The following is an 18,138-nucleotide window of genomic DNA, read 5'->3' on the forward strand; positions in this document are numbered from 1 at the left end:
TATGAGGGATGCCCCCGTGAACCTTGAGCTCAGTGAGGAGCAGGCCGCAGTCCAGCGGCTGGCCAGGGATTTCGCCGACCGTGAGATCACCCCGAACGCGCTCGCCTGGGACCGTGCGGAGAGCGTGGACCGGGGGATCGTGAAGAAGCTGGGCGCGCTCGGCTTCCTGGGGTTGACCATTGCAGAGGAGTACGGCGGCTCCGGCGGCGACCACCTCGCATATGTGCTCGTTACCGAGGAACTCGGGCGTGCCGATTCCTCGGTGCGCGGAATCGTCTCCGTATCCCTGGGGCTTGTCGCCAAGTCGATAGCGGCATGGGGGAGCGCGGAGCAGAAGCACGCGTGGCTGCCACGGCTCTGCGCCGGCGAGGCGGTCGGCTGCTTCGGTCTCACCGAGCCCGGCACCGGTTCGGACGCCGCCAACCTCACCACCCGCGCGGTGCGCGACGGCGGCACATATGTCATCAGCGGCACCAAGATGTTCATTACCAACGGCACCTGGGCCGATGTCGTCCTGCTCTTCGCCCGCACGGGGGACGAACCGGGCCACAAAGGCATCAGCGCCTTCCTGGTGCCGGCCGACACGCCCGGACTGACCCGCCGCGAGATCCACGGCAAGCTGGGGCTGCGCGGTCAGGCCACTGCCGAACTCGTCCTGGACCAGGTCCGCGTCCCTGCCTCTGCGATGATCGCTCCCGAGGGCAAGGGCTTCTCGGTCGCCATGTCGGCGCTCGCCAAGGGACGGATGTCGGTGGCTGCCGGGTGTGTCGGCATCGCCCAGGCCTGCCTGGACGCGGCGGTGACGTACGCGGGCGAGCGCGAGCAGTTCGGTAAGCCGATCGCCCGCCACCAGCTTGTGCAGGAGTTGATAGCCGACATCGCCGTCGATGTGGACGCGGCCCGGCTGCTCACCTGGCGGGTCGCCGACCGCATAGACCGCGGATTGCCGTTCGCCACCGAGTCCTCGGTGGCGAAGCTGTACGCGAGCGAGGCGGCGGTCCGCTGCGCCAACAACGCCCTGCAGGTCTTCGGCGGCTACGGCTACATCGACGAGTTCCCGGCGGGAAAGCTGCTGCGTGACGCCCGCGTCATGACGCTCTACGAGGGCACCAGCCAGATCCACAAGCTGCTCATCGGCCGAGCCCTCACCGGGGTCTCCGCCTTCTGAGTATCCCGGAGCGCTAAGCGCTTGCTCAGCTTCGTTGTAAGGTGTCCGCCATGGACGTGGAGGCGAGAAGGACCGAGGCGTGGGGCGACATCACCCCGGACGCGGCCCGGCGGTTGGTGATCGCCGCGGTGGAGGCCTTTGCCGAGCGCGGGTACCACGCGACCACCACCCGCGACATCGCCGGCCGTGCGGGGATGAGTCCCGCCGCGCTCTACATCCACTACAAGACCAAGGAAGAGCTGCTCTATCAGATCAGCCGGGTCGGCCATCTGCTCTCTCTCGGCCTCCTCCAGGAGGCGGCGAGCGGCGGCGGTCCCCCGGCTGAGCGGCTCGCCGACGCCGTACGTTCGTTTGTGCGCTGGCACGCCGAACACCACACCACCGGGCGTGTCGTCCAGTACGAGCTGGATGCGCTCAGCGTGGAGCACTACACCGAGATCGTCGCGCTGCGCCGGCAGAGCGAGACTGCTGTCCGTTCGATCATCCAGGACGGGGTGCGCTCCGGCGACTTCGACGTCCCGGAGGTCTCCGGCACGACTCTTGCCGTGCTGTCGCTCTGTATCGATGTCGCCCGCTGGTTCAACCCGGACGGCCGTCGTACGCCCGACGAGGTCGGCGCGCTCTACGCCGGCCTCGTCCTGCGGATGGTCAGTCCGGCCGGTGGCCGCTAGAGATAGAACCTCGACACCGTCTCCGCGACGCAGACAGGCTTCTCCCCGCCCTCGCGTTCGATCGTGATCCGAGTGATGAGCTGTACCCCGCCCGTCACCTCCGTCACCTCGGCGATCTGCCCGGAGGCCCGCAGGCGCGAGCCGACCGGTACCGGCGCGGGGAAGCGGACCTTGTTCACCCCGTAGTTGACGCCCATCTTCACGCCCTCGACCCGCAGCAGTTCCGGGGTGAAGGACGGGATCAGCGAGAGCGTCAGGAAACCGTGCGCGATGGTCGCGCCGAACGGCCCCTGAACTGCCCGGTCCGGGTCCACATGGATCCACTGGTGGTCACCGGTCGCGTCCGCGAACAGGTCGATCCGCTTCTGGTCGATCTCCAGCCACCCTGTGGTGCCGAGCTCTTCGCCCACGGCGGCCCGCAGCTCGTCCAGTGAAGCGAAGGTCCTGGCCTCCGGCATCCCGTGCCTCCTCGTCATCGGTTTCTAAGCGCTTGCTCAGTGCCTGCCCAGCATGCTTCCGGGGCGCGGTCCTGTCAACGCCCCCGTCAACGGCGAGGGGGCTTCGGAACTGATTATGTTATGTATAAGTTTGTCCGCATCTGGGTGGGTCGGATTCCAGGGAACGCGGAGGCGACGGTGGCGGAAGCGCCGGCAGAAACCAGCCCGCAGAACGCACGGCCGGGTGACGGGACGCCACTTCCCATTCCCGTCGCCCCGCTTTCCCCTCTCGGCGTCCGCCACGGCAGGCCTCGCTGGACCCGTCCCCGCACCTGGCCGCAGCAGTGGCTCAACCTCATCGCCTACTGGTGCGCCAGCCGCCTCGTCATGCTCGCCCTGCTCCGCCGGGGCGCCGGCGACATCGCCCTCGAGGTCCACGAGTACTACCACCACTGGAGCCACGTCCTGTCCCAGGGCAGCTTCCCCATTGGCGATGTCACCTGGCAGTACCCACCCGGTGCCGCCCTCGTCATGACCGCGCCCAACCTGCTGCCCGGCCTCAGCTATCTCCAGGCCTTCGTCCTGCTGATGTTCGCCGCCGACGCCGTGACCCTCCTGGCCCTGCTGCGTGCGGGCACCGGCCGCCCGGGACACAGCACGGCCGGCGCCTGGTTCTGGGCGCTCGGCCTCCCGCTGATGCTGCAACTTGCCTACGCCCGCTACGACATCCTCGTCACCGCCATCGGCGTCCTCGGCCTGCTGGCCATGCCCGGCCGCCCCCTGCGCGGCGGCGCCCTCGCCGGCCTTGGCGCCCTCATCAAGATCTGGCCCGCCCTCACGGTCCTGGGCACCCCCCGGGGCCGCGCCACCCGCCACGCCTGGGCCGCCGTGCTCAGCTCGGCCGCCGCGATCTTCCTTCTCCTCGCTACCGTCTTCCGTGGCGCCCTGGACTTCCTCGCCGCCCAGCATCACCGCGGCGTCGAAATCGAGTCCCTCGGTGGCACCGCGCTCAACCTGGCCCGGCTCGTCGGCTGGCCCGGCCGCGTGGAGCTCCGCTACGGCTCCATGGAATACCTCGGGCCCTACGTCTCCTCCGTGGCGCGTGCCTCCCTCGTCCTCACCGCGATCTCCTTCGCCTGGCTGCTGCTCTGGCGGCTGCGTGCCCGCCGTTGGACCCCGGCCACCCCGTATGACGCGGCCCTCACCGCTGTCCTGCTCTTCACGGTCACCAGCCGGGTCATCAGCCCCCAGTACCTGGTCTGGCTCATCGGCCTCGGCGCCGCCTGCCTGACAGTACGGAGCACCACCCAGCGGCCGGTCGCCATCATGTTGCTGCTCGCCGCCGCCGTCACCACTGTCGACTTCCCACTGTTCTTCGGAGCCGTGGTCAACAGCTCCTGGCAGGGTTTCGCCGTCCTCGCCCTCCGCAACGGGCTCCTCCTGGCCGCCACCTTGCTGTCCTGCGTACGGCTCTGGCGGGCTGCCTGCTAAAGCCGGCCGGAGCCGGAGCGGGTCACCAGAGGGCCGGACGCCGGCCGGCCCACGGCCGCGCCGCCTCCAGCTGGGCCGAGAGGGAGATCAGGGTCGCCTCGTCGCCGTATCGTCCCCCGAACATCACGCCGATCGGCAGCCCCGCCTCCGTCCAGTGCAATGGCACATTCACCGCGGGCTGGCCCGTCGCGTTGAAGATGGGTGTGAACGGTGTGAACGCCGCCAGGGCCGCGAACTCAGCCGCCGGGTCGGCGTCGTCGCGCAGGCTGCCGACAAGTGCGGGCGGCTGGGCGAGGGTCGGGGTGAGGATCACGTCGTACGACCCGAGCAGCGCATCCGCGATCAGCTGCCCCATCGCCCGGAAGGTGTAAAGCGCCTCCGCGAACTGCGGCCCCGAGACCTTGTGGCCCTCCGCCCGCAGATACCGGGTGAGCGGCATCAGCAGCTCCTCCTGCTCCGGCGCCACCGGATACACGGTGGCCATCACGCCCCACGCCTTGGTGAACGCGCCGAGGGCGCCCTCGTCCACCGGCAGTTCCATCTCGTCCACCTCATGGCCCAACTCGCGCAGCAGCCCGGCCGCCCCGTCGTACGCCGCCCGGCAGTCCGGATGCAGTTCCACCCCCGGCACCGGCGGGCTCGGCAGCCCCACGACACGCAGACGCCCCGGCTCACGCGACACATATGAGGCGAACGACTCGCCCGGCGGCAACGACGGCGCGGCGTACGGCGCGCCAGGCATCGGTCCGGACAGCACATCGAGCAGCGCCGCGGCGTCCGCGACCGTACGCGCCAGCGGGCCGCTGCTGCTCAGCCCGCTGACGTCATGCTGCACCGGGCCGCCGCTCACCCGCCCCCGGCTCGGCTTGATCCCGAACAACCCGCACACGGAAGACGGGATCCGGATCGACCCGCCGCCGTCGCTGCCCTGCGCGACCGGTGCCAGGCCGGCCGCCACAGCCGCCGCCGCGCCCCCGCTCGACCCGCCCGCCGACCGCTCAAGGTCCCACGGAGTGCGCGCGGGCGGCGCGAGACGGTTCTCCGTGTAGCAGGGCAGCCCGAACTCGGGGGTGTTCGTCTTCCCCAGCAGAATCGTTCCGGCTTCGCGCAGCTTGGCCGCCACATGGTCGTCCACGTCCGGCACATGGTCGGCATACGCCGCCGAACCGAGCGTGGCGCGTACTCCTGCCACAAAATTGAGGTCCTTGACCGGCACGGGCACGCCATGCAGCGGCGACAGCTTCCGGCCGTCCCGGCGTGCTTCGGCTGCCTCCGATTCGGCCTGTGCCGCCTGCTTCCGGGCGAGTTCCGGCGTCACAGTGATGTACGCGCCCAAAGTCTTGTCCAGCCGCTCTATGCGGTCCAGATAGTGCTCGGTCAGCTCGGCAGGGGATACCGCACCCGTCCGGACCGCCTCCGCCTGTTCCAACGCCGTCAGATCATGCAGCTCAGCCATGAACCGAAATCCTGGCACTACTCGGCGGTAACGACCAGCCCCCATGCTGTGAGGATCCCCCGGCCGCCTTGACGGCCAGGGGCGGATGATGCGGGAGAGAGTTGAGTCAGCGGACGGCGAGGTGCTCGGCGAGCCGGGCCTGCTTGGCGTATTCGATGGCGCGGGGGGTGAGCACAGGAATGGGTACGACTATGCCGCAGCCGGTGCAGACCGGACCGGAGCGGGGGTAGTGGTTGAGATCCTGGCGCCAGACGATCCGGGTGTCCGCGCAGGCGGGGCACTTGTCGGCGGGGGCCGATTCGATGGCGCTGATGATGCGCCGCAGCACGTCGGCCAAGCGATCGGAGGGATGCAGACGCGGGTCGTCGCACCAGGCGACTCCGTTGCCGCCCCAGGTGCGGCGGTGCCAGTCGTCGAGGGGGCTGGGCCGGCGGAGGCCGTCGTGCTTCTCCCGTTTGCGGCGGGCGGCGAACTCCGCTTCGTAGGCAAGCCAGACGATCCGCGCCTCTTCCAGCTCCTCAAGGGCCGCGACGAGCCGCGCCGGGTCGGGATCACGGTCCAGCGGAGCGATACCGGCCCGCGCACAGAGATGATCCCAGGTCGCCCGATGCCCGTACGGGGCGAATCGTTCGAGGCATCTGCGCAGATAGGTGCGCCGAGCCGCGCGGGCGAACCGCGGGTCGTGCACTTGTCTCGCCAGACTTCGGAAACCGGCCATGGCATGCCACCTCCGTCTTCGGAACCGCATCGCTGAGAGATGGACGTATGGGACCGCGATTTGGATCCCGAAGTGGTCCACGCCTTGGACGCGGGACTGCCGGACACCGGCGCCCTGGCCTCTTACCAACCAGTAGTAACCCCCGGTAACATCGCGGGCATTGGTCTTCGGGAGGAGCAGCAGTGCGCATACGCATCAGCAAGCTCAGAACTGTCGCCGCAGCGGCGCTCATCGCACTCGGAACCACCTTAGTCTTACCTCTCCCTCAGGCGGCGAACGCCGCCACCACCACCGACTACTGCCAGTCGCAGTGTTCCGACATCCTGCCTCCCGGCGAGAACGGCAACGCCACCCTCGCCCAGATCCTGCTCAACCAGACGCTCGGCATCGAGCCCAGCCACGCCGAGGACCAGCTCGGGCCCTACGCCAACCTGGCAACCGGCTATCAGACCCTCACCAACTCGACCATCAGCAACTTCTTCAACGACTCCTCCTTCGGTGTCACGTCCAGCCAGGTCGCCTCGACGGAGACGCCGCGCAGCGATGTGACGATCGTCCGCGACAAGGCGACCGGAGTGCCGCACATCACCGGCACCACCCGCTCCGGCACCGAGTACGGCGCCGGTTACGCCGCGGGCGAGGACCGGCTCTGGATGATGGATCTCTTCCGTCATGTCGGGCGCGGCAACCTGACCTCGTTCGCGGGCGGGGCGCTGGCCAACCAAGGCCTTGAGCAGGAGTTCTACCGGGTGGCCCCGTACACCGAGGCCGACCTCCAGGCGCAGATCGACTACATCTCGGCGAACAACGGCACCCGCGGCACGCAGGCGCTGGCCGACGCCCAGTCGTACATCGACGGCATCAACGCCTACATCGACGCCTCCGACAGTGGCCGCTACTTCCCCGGCGAGTATGTGCTCACCGGTCACAAGGACTCCATCACCAACGCCGGCACCATCGACCACTTCAAGCTCACCGACCTGATCGCGCTGGCCTCCGTCATCGGCGCGCTCTTCGGTTCGGGCGGCGGTGGCGAAGTCCAGAACGCGGTGTCCCTGCTGGACGCACAGCAGCAGTACGGCGTCACCGCGGGCACCAAGGCCTGGGAGTCCTTCCGCGAGCGCAACGACCCCGAGGCCGTCCTCACCGTCCACGACGGTTCGAGCTTCCCGTACGCCACCGAACCGGCCAGCCCGCAGGGCGAGGCGCTGCCCGACTCCGGATCGGTGACCGAGGAACCACTTCTGTACAACAAGACCGGCAGCGCGGCCACCAGCACCGCCTCCGCCGCTTCGGCGGCGGCGGCCGTAACCAGCCTGACCGCCCAGAAGACCGGTATGTCCAACGCCCTCGTGGTCAGCGGCGCGCACACCGCCAGCGGCCACCCCGTCGCCGTCTTCGGGCCTCAGACCGGCTACTTCGCACCGCAGCTGCTCATGCTCGAGGAACTGCAGGGTCCGGGCATCAGTTCGCGGGGCGCGGCCTTCGCGGGACTGAGCATGTACGTGGAGCTGGGCCGCGGCCAGGACTACTCCTGGAGCGCCACGTCCGCGATGCAGGATGTCACCGACACCTACGCCGTCCAGCTCTGCACGGACGACTACCACTACCTCTACCACGGCACCTGCACCGCCATGGAGAAGCTGACGCAGACCAACGCCTGGACCCCGACGACCGCCGACTCCACCGCCGCCGGCGGCTACACGATGGTGGTCTACCGCACCAAGTACGGACTGGTGCAGGACAGGGCGACGATCGGTGGCGTGAAGGTCGCGTACACCTCGCTGAGAACCTCGTACATGCACGAGGCGGACTCGATCGTCGGCTTCCAGATGCTCAACGACCCGGGCTATGTGACCAGTCCGGCGACCTTCCAGTCGGCCGCGAGCCACATCAACTACACCTTCAACTGGTTCTACGTGGACTCGACCCACACCGCCTACTACAACAGCGGCAACAACCCGGTCCGCGCCACCGGGGTGGCCGCCGACCTCCCGGTCTGGGGCCAACCCGCGTACGAGTGGTCGGGCTGGGACCCGGTGACCAACGCCGCCACCTACACCCCGGCCGCGCAGCATCCGCAATCCGTCGACCAGGACTACTACATCTCCTGGAACAACAAACAGGCGAAGGACTACGATTCGGCGGGCTTCGGCTACGGCTCCGTGCACCGCGCGAGCCTGCTCGACGCCAGGGTGAAGAAGCTGGTCGCGGCGGGCGGCGTCACCCGCGCCCTGCTCGTCAAGGCCATGTCCGACGCCTCCCTGACCGACCTGCGCGCTGAGGACGTACTGCCGGACATCCTCAGGGTGATCAACAGCCAGACCGTCACCGATTCCTCGCTCGCCACCGCCGTGTCGCAGCTGACGGCCTGGGTGACGGCGGGCAGCAAGCGCACCGAGACCTCGGCCGGCTCCCAGACCTACGCCAACGCCACCGCGATCCAGACCCTGGACGCCTGGTGGCCGCTGCTGGTCAAAGCCGAGTTCCAGCCTGGTCTCGGCAGCGACCTGTACACCGCGCTGACCGGCGACCTGACGATCGACGAGTCACCGTCCACGGCGCACGGGCCGACCGGTTCGCACGCCGGCAGCTCCTTCCAGTACGGCTGGTGGTCCTACGTCGACAAGGACCTGCGTTCGGTCCTCGGCGATACGGTCAGCGGTGGCCTGAGCCAGTCGTACTGCGGCAGCGGCAGCCTGTCCGCCTGCCGGGACACGCTGCTCAGCACCCTCAAGACGGCCATCGGGGAATCCGCTGCCACGGTGTACCCCGGTGACACCACCTGCAGTGCCGGCGCCCAGTGGTGTGCCGACTCGATCGTCCAGCGGACGCTGGGCGGCATCAAGCACTACAACATCAGCTGGCAGAACCGGCCGACGTTCCAGCAGGTCGTGGAGTTCCCGGCGCACCGCTGACCCGGTGCGGTGACTTACGTACGGGCCGGATCACGCCTCAGTGCGCGATCCGGCCCGCACGCCACGCGACACGAGCGGCTGATGCCCGCGGCTCCTTCCCCGGATGTGACCGACCGCTTAGTATGTGAGCCAAGCCGGTCCGAGCCCAGGGAGAAACGACGATGGTGGAAGTGCTGCGCGATGCCGGGGTGGTCGTCACCGGAGCCGGCGGCGGCATCGGAGCCGCACTGGCCCGCCGGTTCGCCGATGAGGGCGCACGAGTCGTGGTCAATGACCTAGACGCCGGCGCGGCCGAACAGGTCGCGGCAGAGATCGGCGGCACAGCCGTAGCCGGGGACGCCTCCGGGATCGTGGCCGAGGCCCGCGAAGCGCTCGGCGGCACGATCGACATCTTCTGTGCCAACGCCGGAGTCGGCACCGGCGGCGGTCCCGAGACCGATGACGAGGTATGGCTCCAGGCCTGGGACGTCAATGTCATGGCGCATGTGCGAGCCACCCGTGAGCTGCTGCCCCAATGGCTGGACAGGGGCAGTGGCCGCTTCATCGCCACCGTGTCGGCGGCCGGGCTGCTCACGATGATCGGCGCGGCGCCCTACTCCGTCACCAAGCACGGCGCGCTCGCCTTCGCCGAGTGGCTGGCCCTCACGTACCGCCATCGCGGCATCCGGGTGCACGCCGTATGCCCCCAGGGCGTCCGCACCGACATGCTGCGCGCCTCCGGCGCGGCCGGAGAGCTGGTGCTCGCGCCGACCGCCATCGAGCCGGAGGAGGTGGCCGAGGCGGTGCTCCAGGGGATCGCGGACGAACGGTTCCTGATCCTCCCGCACCCCGAGGCGGGGAAGTACTACGCGGCGCGTGCCACGGACACCGATCGCTGGATCGACAGCATGAACCGCCTGCAGCAGAAGCTGGAGCACTCCGGCTAGTGGCATACCGCTCGGTATGCTGGGCGGCGCGCCGGTACGCAGAACGGAGTACCGGCACGGAGAAAGGGCCGGTCATGGCACGAACCACCACCCCCAAAGCGACCGCTGTTCCCCAGCGGCTGCTCGCCGAAGCCACCCGGCTCTTCGCCGAACGCGGATACGACCGGACCTCGGTGCAGGAGATCGTCGAGGCGGCCGGGGTGACCAAGGGCGCGCTCTACCACTACTTCGGCAGCAAGGACGATCTCCTCCACGAGATCTACGCGCGGGTGCTCCGGCTCCAGCTGGAGCGCCTGGAGGCGATCGCGGTCAAGGACGAGAAGGTGTCGCAGCGGCTCCTCGAGGCCGCCGCCGATGTCGTGTCCACCAGTATCGCCAACCTCGACGACAGCAAGATCTTCTTCCGGTCCATGCACCAGCTGAGCCCGGAGAAGCAGAAGGCGGTGCGCGCCGAACGCCGCCGCTACCACGAGAAATTCCGCGCCCTGGTCGAGGAGGGCCAGCGCGACGGGGCGTTCCGGGCCGAGCTCCGCCCGGACCTCGTCGTCGACTTCTTCTTCGGCTCGGTGCACCACCTCGGCCTCTGGTACCGCGAGGGCGGACCGCTCTCCGCCGAGCAGGTGGCCGCGGATTTCGCAGACCTGCTGCTGTACTCCGTACGGCAGCCCTGACCCGGATGGAGCCGCAAGTGAAGGCATGGCGTGTGCACAAGAACGGGGAACCGCGCGAGGCGATGCGCCTCGACGAGATCCCCGACCCCCAGCCCGGCCCCGGCGAAGTGCTGCTACGGGTGCGTGCCGCCAACGTCAACTTCCCTGACGCGCTGCTGTGCCGCGGCCACTACCAGATACGACCGCCCCTGCCCTTCACCCCCGGCGTCGAGCTGTGCGGCGAGGTGCTGGCGCTCGGCGAGGGAGTAACGGGGCCCGAACCCGGCACTCGCGTCATCACCCCGGCCGCGCTTCCCCACGGGGCCTTCGCCGAACTGGCCGTAGTCCCGGCCGCCGGTGTCCTCCCCGCACCCGGGGCGCTCGATGACGCCGAGGCCGCAGCCCTTCACATCGGGTACCAGACGGGGTGGTTCGGACTGCACCGCCGGGCCGCGCTTCAGCCCGGCGAGACGCTGCTCGTACACGCCGCCGCGGGCGGCGTCGGCAGCGCTGCCGTCCAGCTCGGCAAGGCTTCGGGCGCGACGGTCATCGGCGTCGTCGGCGGCCCGGCGAAGGCCAAAGTGGCGCACGATCTGGGCGCTGACATCGTCGTGGACCGGCACAGCGAAGACTTCGTCGCAGTCGTCAAGGAGGCCACCGGCGGCCGTGGCGCCGACGTGGTCTACGACCCGGTCGGCGGTGACGCCTACGCCAAGTCCGTCAAGTGCATAGCCTTTGAGGGCCGGATCGTGGTGATCGGCTTCACCAGCGGCACGATTCCGGCGCCCGCGCTCAACCACGCCCTCGTGAAGAACTACTCGATCCTCGGCCTGCACTGGGGCCTGTACAACACGTACGACCCCGCTGCGATCCGGCGCTGCCACGACGAGCTCACCCGCCTCGCCGCCGAGGGTACGGTTAAGCCGCTGGTCAGCGAACGCGTCGCGTTTGAAGGCGCGGCCGATGCGGTCCAGCGTGTTGCCGACGGCGTGACGACGGGCCGTGTGGTCATCCTGCCCTAACGGGCTCTGCCTGCGCCGGGGGCGCCCGGTATGGCTTGCGCGCCGTCTGCGGTGGTTGCCGTTTCCGTCCTCAAACGCCGGACGGGCTGGGTTTTCGTGCCCTGCGCCGTTGTGCGGGTGCGCTTTGTTCGGTGGCGGGGCGTTGCTTCTACGGTTTCCGCCACGGCGAGGCGGTCACGCGCTCATGCGGCCGGGAGGGGACGCGCCGGGGTGTCCCCGCAGGGGACGAGCGCGTGCACCCCGGGCAAGCGTGCTGCGGACCCGCACGCGCGAGCCCCGAGGAGATCACCCCACAGCGGCCCCGACCCCCACCACCACATGGCGTGGCGGCACGCACGACCACCCAGCCCGTCCGGCGTTTGTGGGGGCACCTCCTGGGGTCCCGGCCGAGGGCTGGGGGAGGTAGCTGGGGGAGGAGCGGCACCCCCGGCAGAGGGGAAGCAACCCGCGCCGGGGGTACCAGGCACCGCACCGGCCAGCCCGGCGAGGGCTACGCCAGGCGCCGCAGTTCGCGCCGGGCCAGGGACCGCTTGTGGACCTCGTCCGGCCCGTCGGCCAACCGCAGGGTACGCGCGGCGGCCCACATCTCCGCCAGGGGAAAGTCCTGGCTGACGCCGCCGGCGCCATGCACCTGGACGGCCCGGTCAAGGATCTGCCCAACCTTGACCGGGGTCGCGATCTTGATGGCCTGGATCTCGGTGTGGGCACCGCGATTGCCGACGGTGTCCATCAGCCACGCGGTCTTGAGCACCAGGAGCCGCAGTTGTTCGATCTCGACCCGCGCCTCCGCGATCCACTCCTGCACGACGCCCTGCGCAGCGATCGGCTTGCCGAACGCGACGCGCTCGGACGCCCGTCGGCACATCAGCTCGACCGCACGCTCGGCCATGCCGATCAGCCGCATGCAGTGGTGGATCCGACCCGGCCCGAGGCGGGCCTGGGCGATGGCGAACCCGCCGCCCTCCTCGCCGACCAGGTTCTCGGCCGGGACGCGTACGTTGTCGAAGAGCACCTCGGCGTGGCCGCCGTGGTCTCCGTCGTCGTAGCCGAACACGCGCATGCCGCGCCGCACATCAACCCCGGGCGTGTCGCGCGGCACCAGGATCATGCTCTGTTGGCGGTGCCGATCCGCCGAGGGGTCCGTCTTGCCCATCACGATGAAGATCCGGCAGCGCGGATTCATGGCGCCGGAGATGTACCACTTGCGGCCGTTGATGACGTAGTCGTCACCGTCGCGCTCGATCCGCGTCTCGATGTTCGTGGCGTCGGACGAGGCGACGTCCGGCTCCGTCATCGCGAAGGCCGAGCGGATTTCCCCGGCGAGCAGCGGCTCCAGCCACTGCTTGCGCTGCTGCTCGGTGCCGAACTCGCTGAGCACTTCCATGTTGCCGGTGTCGGGCGCGGCGCAGTTCAGTGCGGGCGGGGCGAGGTGGAGGCTGCGGCCGGTGATCTCGGCGAGGGGGGCGTACTGCAGGTTCGTCAGCCCGGCGCCGTTCGTGCCCGGCAGGAACAGATTCCACAGACCGCGCCGCCGCGCCTCGGTCTTGAGTTCCTCGACGATGGGGGGCGCGGCCCAGCGGGCGTCGCCCTCGGCGTCCTCGCGTTGCCGGGCGAAGACCGGTTCGGCCGGGTAGACGTGCTCGTCCATGAAGGATTGCAGCTGCCCGCGCAGCTCCTCGGTGCGTGCGTCGTATGCGAAATCCATGGTCAGCCTTCCTGAAGGGTGCTCAGGCCGCGGTCGATGAGAGCGGGGACGAGCGCGCCGATACGGTCGAAACCGGTCCCGACGGTCTGTCCCAGGGTGTAGCGGTAGTGGATGCCCTCGGCGATCACCGCGAGCTTGAAGTACGCGAACGCCGTGTACCAGGCGACGGCAGAGGTGTTCCGGCCGGACCGTTCGGTGTAGCGGGTGATCAGCTCGGCGGGAGAGGGGTGGCCGGGCGCGCCGCCGCTGGTGGTCACGGGAGAGCCGTCGCCCTTCTGCTCGCTGTACATCACGAGCAGCCCGAGGTCGGTGAGCGGGTCGCCCAGGGTGGACATTTCCCAGTCGAGGATGGACTTGACCTGGTCGTCGGGTCCCACGAGGACGTTGTCCAGCTTGTAATCGCCATGCACGACCGCCGCCGGGCCCGATACGGGCAGCGCCTTCCCGAGCCGTTCCTGCAGCTCGTCGATGCCCGGCAGCTCCCGGCTGCTGGATGCCGCCAGCTGCTTGCCCCAGCGGCGCAACTGCCGCTCCAGGAAGCCTTCCGGCCGTCCGAAGTCGCTCAGCCCCACCGCCGCCGGGTCCACCGAGTGCAGCGCGACAAGGGTGTCGACCAGCCCGAGCACCACCCCGCGGGTCCGCTCGGGACCGATCGCCGCGAGCTCCTCCGCGGTCCGGTACGGGGTGCCGTCCACGAACTCCATGACATAGAACGGCGCACCGATGACGTCGTCGTCCTCGCACAGAAGCACCGCTTCCGGTACGGGTACGGGCGTGTCGCGCAGCGCGTTGATCACCCGGTGCTCGCGCGCCATGTCGTGTGCCGTGGCGAGTACGTGGCCGAGCGGCGGCCTGCGCACCACCCATCTCGAGGTGCCGTCGGTAACCGCGTACGTCAGATTCGACCGTCCGCCCTCGATCAGCTCGCCGCGCAGTACGTCCCGTACCAGTCCGGGACGCTCGTGGTCGATGTGCTCGCGCAGCCCCGTCAGGTCGAGTCCTGGGAGATGGTTTTCACTCGTCGACACTTCTTCGTGCTCCCCACTGTTCTCCGTCCACCGGAAAACATCATGTCCGACTCATCATGCCGACCGGTCGGTATGTAGTCCAGTGCCCGTCCAGTCCGGTCCCGAGCCACCGGTGGCCGGCGGGGCGGCGGCCTCGATCTTGGCGCGGGTGGCCAGCATGACCTCGGCGATCTCACGTTCGTGCTGTGGCGTCAGCCGGGCGACCGGCACGGAGCAGCTGATCGCGTCCACCGCTGGGGTCGCGTAGCGCAGGGCGAAGCCGAAGCCCACGATGCCGACTACGCCCTCCTCGCGCTCGATCGCGTAACCACGGACGCGGACCTGGTCCAGCTGGGCGGTGAGTGCCGCGCGGTTCCGGACGGTGTGCGGAGTCAGCTGCCGCAGCGGGTCCGCGGGGAGGGCGGCGTCGTCCCGCTCGGCGAGCAGGGCCTTGCCGAGTGCCGCGACGTGGGACGGCATGCGCCGCCCGACGCGGCTCCAGGTGCGCAGGTACTGGCGGGATTCGCGGGTGGCGAGGTAGACGATGTCGTCGCCGTCGAGACGGGCGAAGTGAATGGTCTCGCCCAGCGATTCGGCGGCCTCGTCGATGAAGGGCCGGACGAGTTCGACGCGGGGGTCGGAGTCGATATAGCTGGTGCCGACGAGCAGGGCGTGGATGCCGATGCCGTAGAGCGATCCGGTGGCATCGGTGCGGACCCAGCCGCGGGCGATGAGGGTCTGCAGCAGGGCGTAGAGGCTGCTGCGCGGCACGTCCAGCTCCTCGGCGAGTTCGCGCAGGCGGGCCGGCCGGTTGTCGCGGGCGGCGAGGAGTTCCAGCAGGTCGACGGTGCGGGCCGCCGATTTCACTTCGCGCACGCCGCGCGGCTCGGGGTCGGACATGGGGTCGATCGTAATGCCGCGGCGACACCGCGGGCCGTTGCGGGAGGTATTGACGTGCCCCTCTTGCACACCTAGTCTCCGTCTTCATGCATAGACGACATCTACATACGGAGACAATGGCCTACTCCTCCGCCGTGCACGCCTTCGCCCCCGAGATCGCCGACGCGTTCTTCGCCGCACTGCGCGACGGCCGGACCGCCCGCACCGAGGAACTGCTGCGCGGCTTCTACCTGCCGCTGGTCGAGCTCCGTGACCGTGTCCCGGGGTACGCCGTGTCCCTGGTCAAGGCCGCCGCCCGGCTGCGCGGCCGCCCCGTGGGGCCAGTACGGGCCCCGCTGACCGACCCGGGGCCGGACGACCTGGCCGACCTCGACGCCCTGCTGACCACCGGACTCGACCTCGTGGGAGCCATACGATGACCAACCCCGACCTCACCATCACCGAGGTGCGGCTCACCCCGATCCTCATTTCCGACCCGCCGCTGCTCAACACCCAGGGCGTGCACCAGCCGTACACTCCCCGGCTCGTCGTCGAGGTCGTCACCGCAGACGGCGTCACCGGCATCGGCGAGACCTACGGCGACACCAAGTACCTCGACCTCGCCCACCCGCTCGCCGACGCCCTGCCCGGCCACTCGGTCGCCGACCTGAACGGCCTGTTCATCCTCGCGGGCCAGGTCTGCGGCGACCCGGCCGGCACCTCGGACTCCGTCGACGTCGGGGGGCTGCGCGGTGTCCAGACCGCTGACAAGCTGCGGCTGTCGGTCATCTCCGGCTTCGAGGTCGCCTGCCTGGACGCGCTCGGCAAGTCCCTCGGCCTGCCGGTGCACGCACTGCTCGGCGGAAAGGTCCGCGACAGCGTCGAATACAGCGCCTACCTCTTCTACCGCTGGGCCGAGCACCCGGCAGGCCAGGAGCCCAAGGACGACTGGGGCGCCGCTGTCGACCCCGCCGGGGTCGTCGAGCAGGCCAGGCGCTTCGCCCGCGACTACGGTTTCACGTCCTTCAAGCTCAAGGGCGGTGTCTTCCCGCCCGACGAGGAGATCGCCGCCATCAGGGCGCTCGCGGAGGCCTTCCCCGGGCAGCCGCTGCGCCTGGACCCCAACGGTGCCTGGTCCGTCGAGACCTCGCTGTACGTCGCCGAGCAGCTCGGTGACGCACTGGAGTACCTGGAGGACCCGACCAGCAGTACGGCCCGGATGGCCGAGGTGGCCGCCGGTACGGAAGTCCCGCTCGCCACCAATATGTGCGTGACGACATTCCCGGAGATCGCGGAAGCCTTCACCAAGGGCGCCGTCCAGGTGGTCCTCTCCGACCACCACTACTGGGGCGGTCTGCGCAACACGCGCGAGCTCGCTGCGATTTGCCGCACCTTTGGTGTCGGCCTGTCCATGCACTCCAACACCCATCTGGGTATCAGCCTCGCCGCGATGACCCATGTCGCCGCGACCGTACCCAACCTCGACTACGCCTGCGACTCCCACTACCCGTGGCAGACGGAGGACATCATCACCATCCCCCACACCTTCACCGACGGCCGGCTCACGGTCTCCGACGCCCCCGGGCTCGGCATCGAGCTCGACCGCGTGGCCCTGCGGGCCCTCCACCAGCGCTGGCTCGAGGACGACGGCACCATGCGTGACCGCGACGACGCCGCCGCCATGCGCAAGGCCGACCCCGACTGGGTCACCCCCGCTGTCCCGCGCTGGTGACTCCCCTTGCGGCTGAACCGCCGCCGCTCTCGCGGAGGTGGTGCTGGCCGTCGGGGTTCCTCAATCGATGGTTGCGGATACAGGCCGCATCCACCGCCCTTCCCCGGCTGCCCAATGGCGGGCAGCCCCAGAACCCGGAGCCGCCACGTGAACGCATCCCCCGGTCACGTGCAACACCAGTCCCCGTGGTCGAGGCCAGGACCGGCAGCACCACCGGTGGCCTGCTCGGGCTGTCGGCGGTGTCGGTGGTTGCCGCGACCAGCGTCCTGCTGCTCCACCGGCCGGACCGGGGCGGCGGCCACAGCGCCGCGGTCCCTGCCGCTGCCCGTACCGCCAAGGCCTGACCCGGCCGGGCCTGACCGTGATCGTCAGGCCCGGCAGTCCGGGACCTGGCCGCCGTTCATCAACGCCATGTCGCTGAAGACGGCCGCCAGGTCCAGTGGCGAGCCGTGCGGGAGCCCGTCCAGTTCGGCATAGGCGCGGTGCAGGTTGCCGACCAGGCGTTCCGGCGGGCCCAAGGCGGAGAATTCACCAGGATGGGCGCCGAGGGCCGTTTCCAGGGGGGTGCGCCCGGCCGCACGTCCCTGCGCCGCCAGCTCGGCGACGTAGTAGAGATAGCCCTCCATCGTGTCGTACACCTCCGGGCCGCAGACCGGTCCGTGGCCGGGCACGATGAATTCGGCGTCCAGCGAGCGCAGCACGCCCAGCGCCCGCAGCGAGCCGCTGAGCGAGCCCATCGCGATGAAGGGCGCGCCTTCGTTGAAGACCAGGTCCCCGGCGAAGACGACCCGCTGCCCGGGGAGCCAGACGATGGTGTCGCCGGTGGTGTGGGCGGTGCCGGGGTGGATCAGGTGGATCTGGCTGTCGCCTACCTCCATGACCAGGCGGTCGGCGTACGTGATGGTGGGAGCCGTGACGGGGACGTCCCCGTAGTCGATGTCCGGCCAGACGAGGTGCAGCTGGTGCCCGGCGGCGAGCACCTCGTCGCGGCAGGAGGTGTGGGCGATGATCTCGGCGCCGTCGGCGAACACCCGGTTGCCGTAGGTGTGGTCGCCGTGATGGTGGGTGTTGACGACGACGTCCGGCATGGGCGCGCCGGTGGCCAGGAGCGCGTCGCGGAGCAGCTGGGCCCGGCGCTCGGTGGCGGCGGTGTCGACGAGCAGCGTGGTGCGGCCGTCGCTGATGAATCCGGCGTTGTTCAGGCACCAGCCGCCGTCCGGCTGAAGATACGCGTGTACGCCGGGCACGAGCTCGGTGAGATACGGGAGATACGGCTCGGTTTCCGCCGTACCGGCCGCGGTCGTCGTGCGCATGGGGGTGCCCTTCGCTCTGGGGGCACCAGGCTGACAGCCCGGCCC

Annotated in this window: 16 protein-coding genes and 1 pseudogene; 10 read left to right on the plus strand and 7 right to left on the minus strand. The window is 69.8% G+C overall.

The window, feature by feature from the left end; genetic code table 11:
• Positions 1 to 16 precede the first annotated feature (16 nt).
• Together FCI23_RS24905 and FCI23_RS24910 are read left to right on the plus strand one after the other, a co-directional pair.
• A complete protein-coding gene (locus FCI23_RS24905; RefSeq protein ID WP_136726154.1) occupies positions 17 to 1,168 on the plus strand; it encodes an acyl-CoA dehydrogenase family protein in 1,152 nt (383 codons plus the stop codon).
• A 50-nt stretch (positions 1,169 to 1,218) separates the two neighbouring features.
• Complete coding sequence (locus FCI23_RS24910) at positions 1,219 to 1,839, plus strand: TetR/AcrR family transcriptional regulator (RefSeq protein ID WP_136726155.1); 621 nt, start codon at positions 1,219 to 1,221, stop codon at positions 1,837 to 1,839.
• On the opposite strand, the gene FCI23_RS24915 is transcribed toward FCI23_RS24910, so the two are convergent.
• Positions 1,836 to 2,297, minus strand: a complete 462-nt coding sequence (locus FCI23_RS24915) for a MaoC family dehydratase (RefSeq protein WP_136726156.1) — start codon at positions 2,295 to 2,297, stop codon at positions 1,836 to 1,838. The two genes, FCI23_RS24910 and FCI23_RS24915, sit on opposite strands and share 4 nt — an antisense overlap.
• A 177-nt stretch (positions 2,298 to 2,474) precedes the next feature.
• Here FCI23_RS24915 and FCI23_RS24920 point away from each other — a divergent pair, with 177 nt between their 5' ends.
• Complete coding sequence (locus FCI23_RS24920; RefSeq protein ID WP_246143953.1) at positions 2,475 to 3,767, plus strand: glycosyltransferase family 87 protein; 1,293 nt, start codon at positions 2,475 to 2,477, stop codon at positions 3,765 to 3,767.
• 22 nt (positions 3,768 to 3,789) lie between these two features.
• On the opposite strand, the gene FCI23_RS24925 is transcribed toward FCI23_RS24920, so the two are convergent.
• Both FCI23_RS24925 and FCI23_RS24930 read right to left on the minus strand, forming a co-directional pair.
• Positions 3,790 to 5,223 (minus strand): amidase, encoded by a 1,434-nt coding sequence (locus FCI23_RS24925; protein WP_136726157.1) that lies wholly within the window; start codon positions 5,221 to 5,223, stop codon positions 3,790 to 3,792.
• A 106-nt stretch (positions 5,224 to 5,329) separates the two neighbouring features.
• A complete protein-coding gene (locus FCI23_RS24930) occupies positions 5,330 to 5,941 on the minus strand; it encodes a hypothetical protein (RefSeq protein WP_136726158.1) in 612 nt (203 codons plus the stop codon).
• A gap of 230 nt (positions 5,942 to 6,171) precedes the next feature.
• On the opposite strand from FCI23_RS24930, the gene FCI23_RS24935 reads away from it, so the two are divergent.
• The 4 genes from FCI23_RS24935 (at position 6,172) to FCI23_RS24950 (ending at position 11,457) form a co-directional block, all read left to right on the plus strand.
• Positions 6,172 to 8,859, plus strand: coding sequence for a penicillin acylase family protein (locus FCI23_RS24935; RefSeq protein WP_246143964.1), 2,688 nt, complete (start codon positions 6,172 to 6,174; stop codon positions 8,857 to 8,859).
• Between the two features lie 161 nt (positions 8,860 to 9,020).
• On the plus strand, positions 9,021 to 9,785 hold the full coding sequence (locus FCI23_RS24940) for an SDR family oxidoreductase (RefSeq protein WP_136726160.1): 765 nt from the start codon (positions 9,021 to 9,023) through the stop codon (positions 9,783 to 9,785).
• A gap of 74 nt (positions 9,786 to 9,859) precedes the next feature.
• The gene (locus FCI23_RS24945) at positions 9,860 to 10,456 is read left to right on the plus strand and encodes a TetR/AcrR family transcriptional regulator (RefSeq protein ID WP_136726161.1); all 597 of its coding nucleotides are present in this window, start codon (positions 9,860 to 9,862) and stop codon (positions 10,454 to 10,456) included.
• A gap of 17 nt (positions 10,457 to 10,473) precedes the next feature.
• Positions 10,474 to 11,457, plus strand: a complete 984-nt coding sequence (locus FCI23_RS24950; RefSeq protein ID WP_136726162.1) for an NADPH:quinone oxidoreductase family protein — start codon at positions 10,474 to 10,476, stop codon at positions 11,455 to 11,457.
• A 490-nt stretch (positions 11,458 to 11,947) separates the two neighbouring features.
• On the opposite strand, the gene FCI23_RS24955 is transcribed toward FCI23_RS24950, so the two are convergent.
• Genes FCI23_RS24955 through FCI23_RS24965 form a run of 3 tightly spaced genes read right to left on the minus strand, consistent with a single transcriptional unit; the run spans position 11,948 to position 15,069 of the window.
• Positions 11,948 to 13,162, minus strand: coding sequence for an acyl-CoA dehydrogenase family protein (locus FCI23_RS24955; protein ID WP_136726163.1), 1,215 nt, complete (start codon positions 13,160 to 13,162; stop codon positions 11,948 to 11,950).
• 2 nt (positions 13,163 to 13,164) lie between these two features.
• A complete protein-coding gene (locus FCI23_RS24960; RefSeq protein WP_136726164.1) occupies positions 13,165 to 14,190 on the minus strand; it encodes a phosphotransferase family protein in 1,026 nt (341 codons plus the stop codon).
• A 54-nt stretch (positions 14,191 to 14,244) separates the two neighbouring features.
• On the minus strand, positions 14,245 to 15,069 hold the full coding sequence (locus tag FCI23_RS24965; protein ID WP_136726165.1) for an IclR family transcriptional regulator: 825 nt from the start codon (positions 15,067 to 15,069) through the stop codon (positions 14,245 to 14,247).
• Positions 15,070 to 15,188: 119 nt separating this feature from the next.
• Between FCI23_RS24965 and FCI23_RS24970 the strand changes: the two are divergent.
• The 3 genes and pseudogenes from FCI23_RS24970 to FCI23_RS56640 form a co-directional block, all read left to right on the plus strand.
• Positions 15,189 to 15,488, plus strand: a pseudogene (locus FCI23_RS24970) (5-dehydro-4-deoxyglucarate dehydratase); the annotation flags it as partial.
• Complete coding sequence (locus FCI23_RS24975; protein WP_136726166.1) at positions 15,485 to 16,780, plus strand: glucarate dehydratase family protein; 1,296 nt, start codon at positions 15,485 to 15,487, stop codon at positions 16,778 to 16,780. The pseudogene FCI23_RS24970 and the gene FCI23_RS24975, both read left to right, overlap by 4 nt.
• Positions 16,781 to 16,965: 185 nt before the next feature.
• Positions 16,966 to 17,124 carry a hypothetical protein gene (locus FCI23_RS56640; RefSeq protein ID WP_169316928.1) on the plus strand — a complete coding sequence of 53 codons (159 nt, stop codon included), beginning with the start codon at positions 16,966 to 16,968 and terminating at the stop codon, positions 17,122 to 17,124.
• A gap of 24 nt (positions 17,125 to 17,148) precedes the next feature.
• Here FCI23_RS56640 and FCI23_RS24980 read toward each other — a convergent pair whose 3' ends face one another.
• A complete protein-coding gene (locus tag FCI23_RS24980) occupies positions 17,149 to 18,093 on the minus strand; it encodes an MBL fold metallo-hydrolase (RefSeq protein WP_136726167.1) in 945 nt (314 codons plus the stop codon).
• Positions 18,094 to 18,138 lie beyond the last annotated feature (45 nt).

The sequence above is a fragment of the Actinacidiphila oryziradicis genome, from assembly GCF_005047355.1.
Classification (GTDB): domain Bacteria; phylum Actinomycetota; class Actinomycetes; order Streptomycetales; family Streptomycetaceae; genus Actinacidiphila; species Actinacidiphila oryziradicis.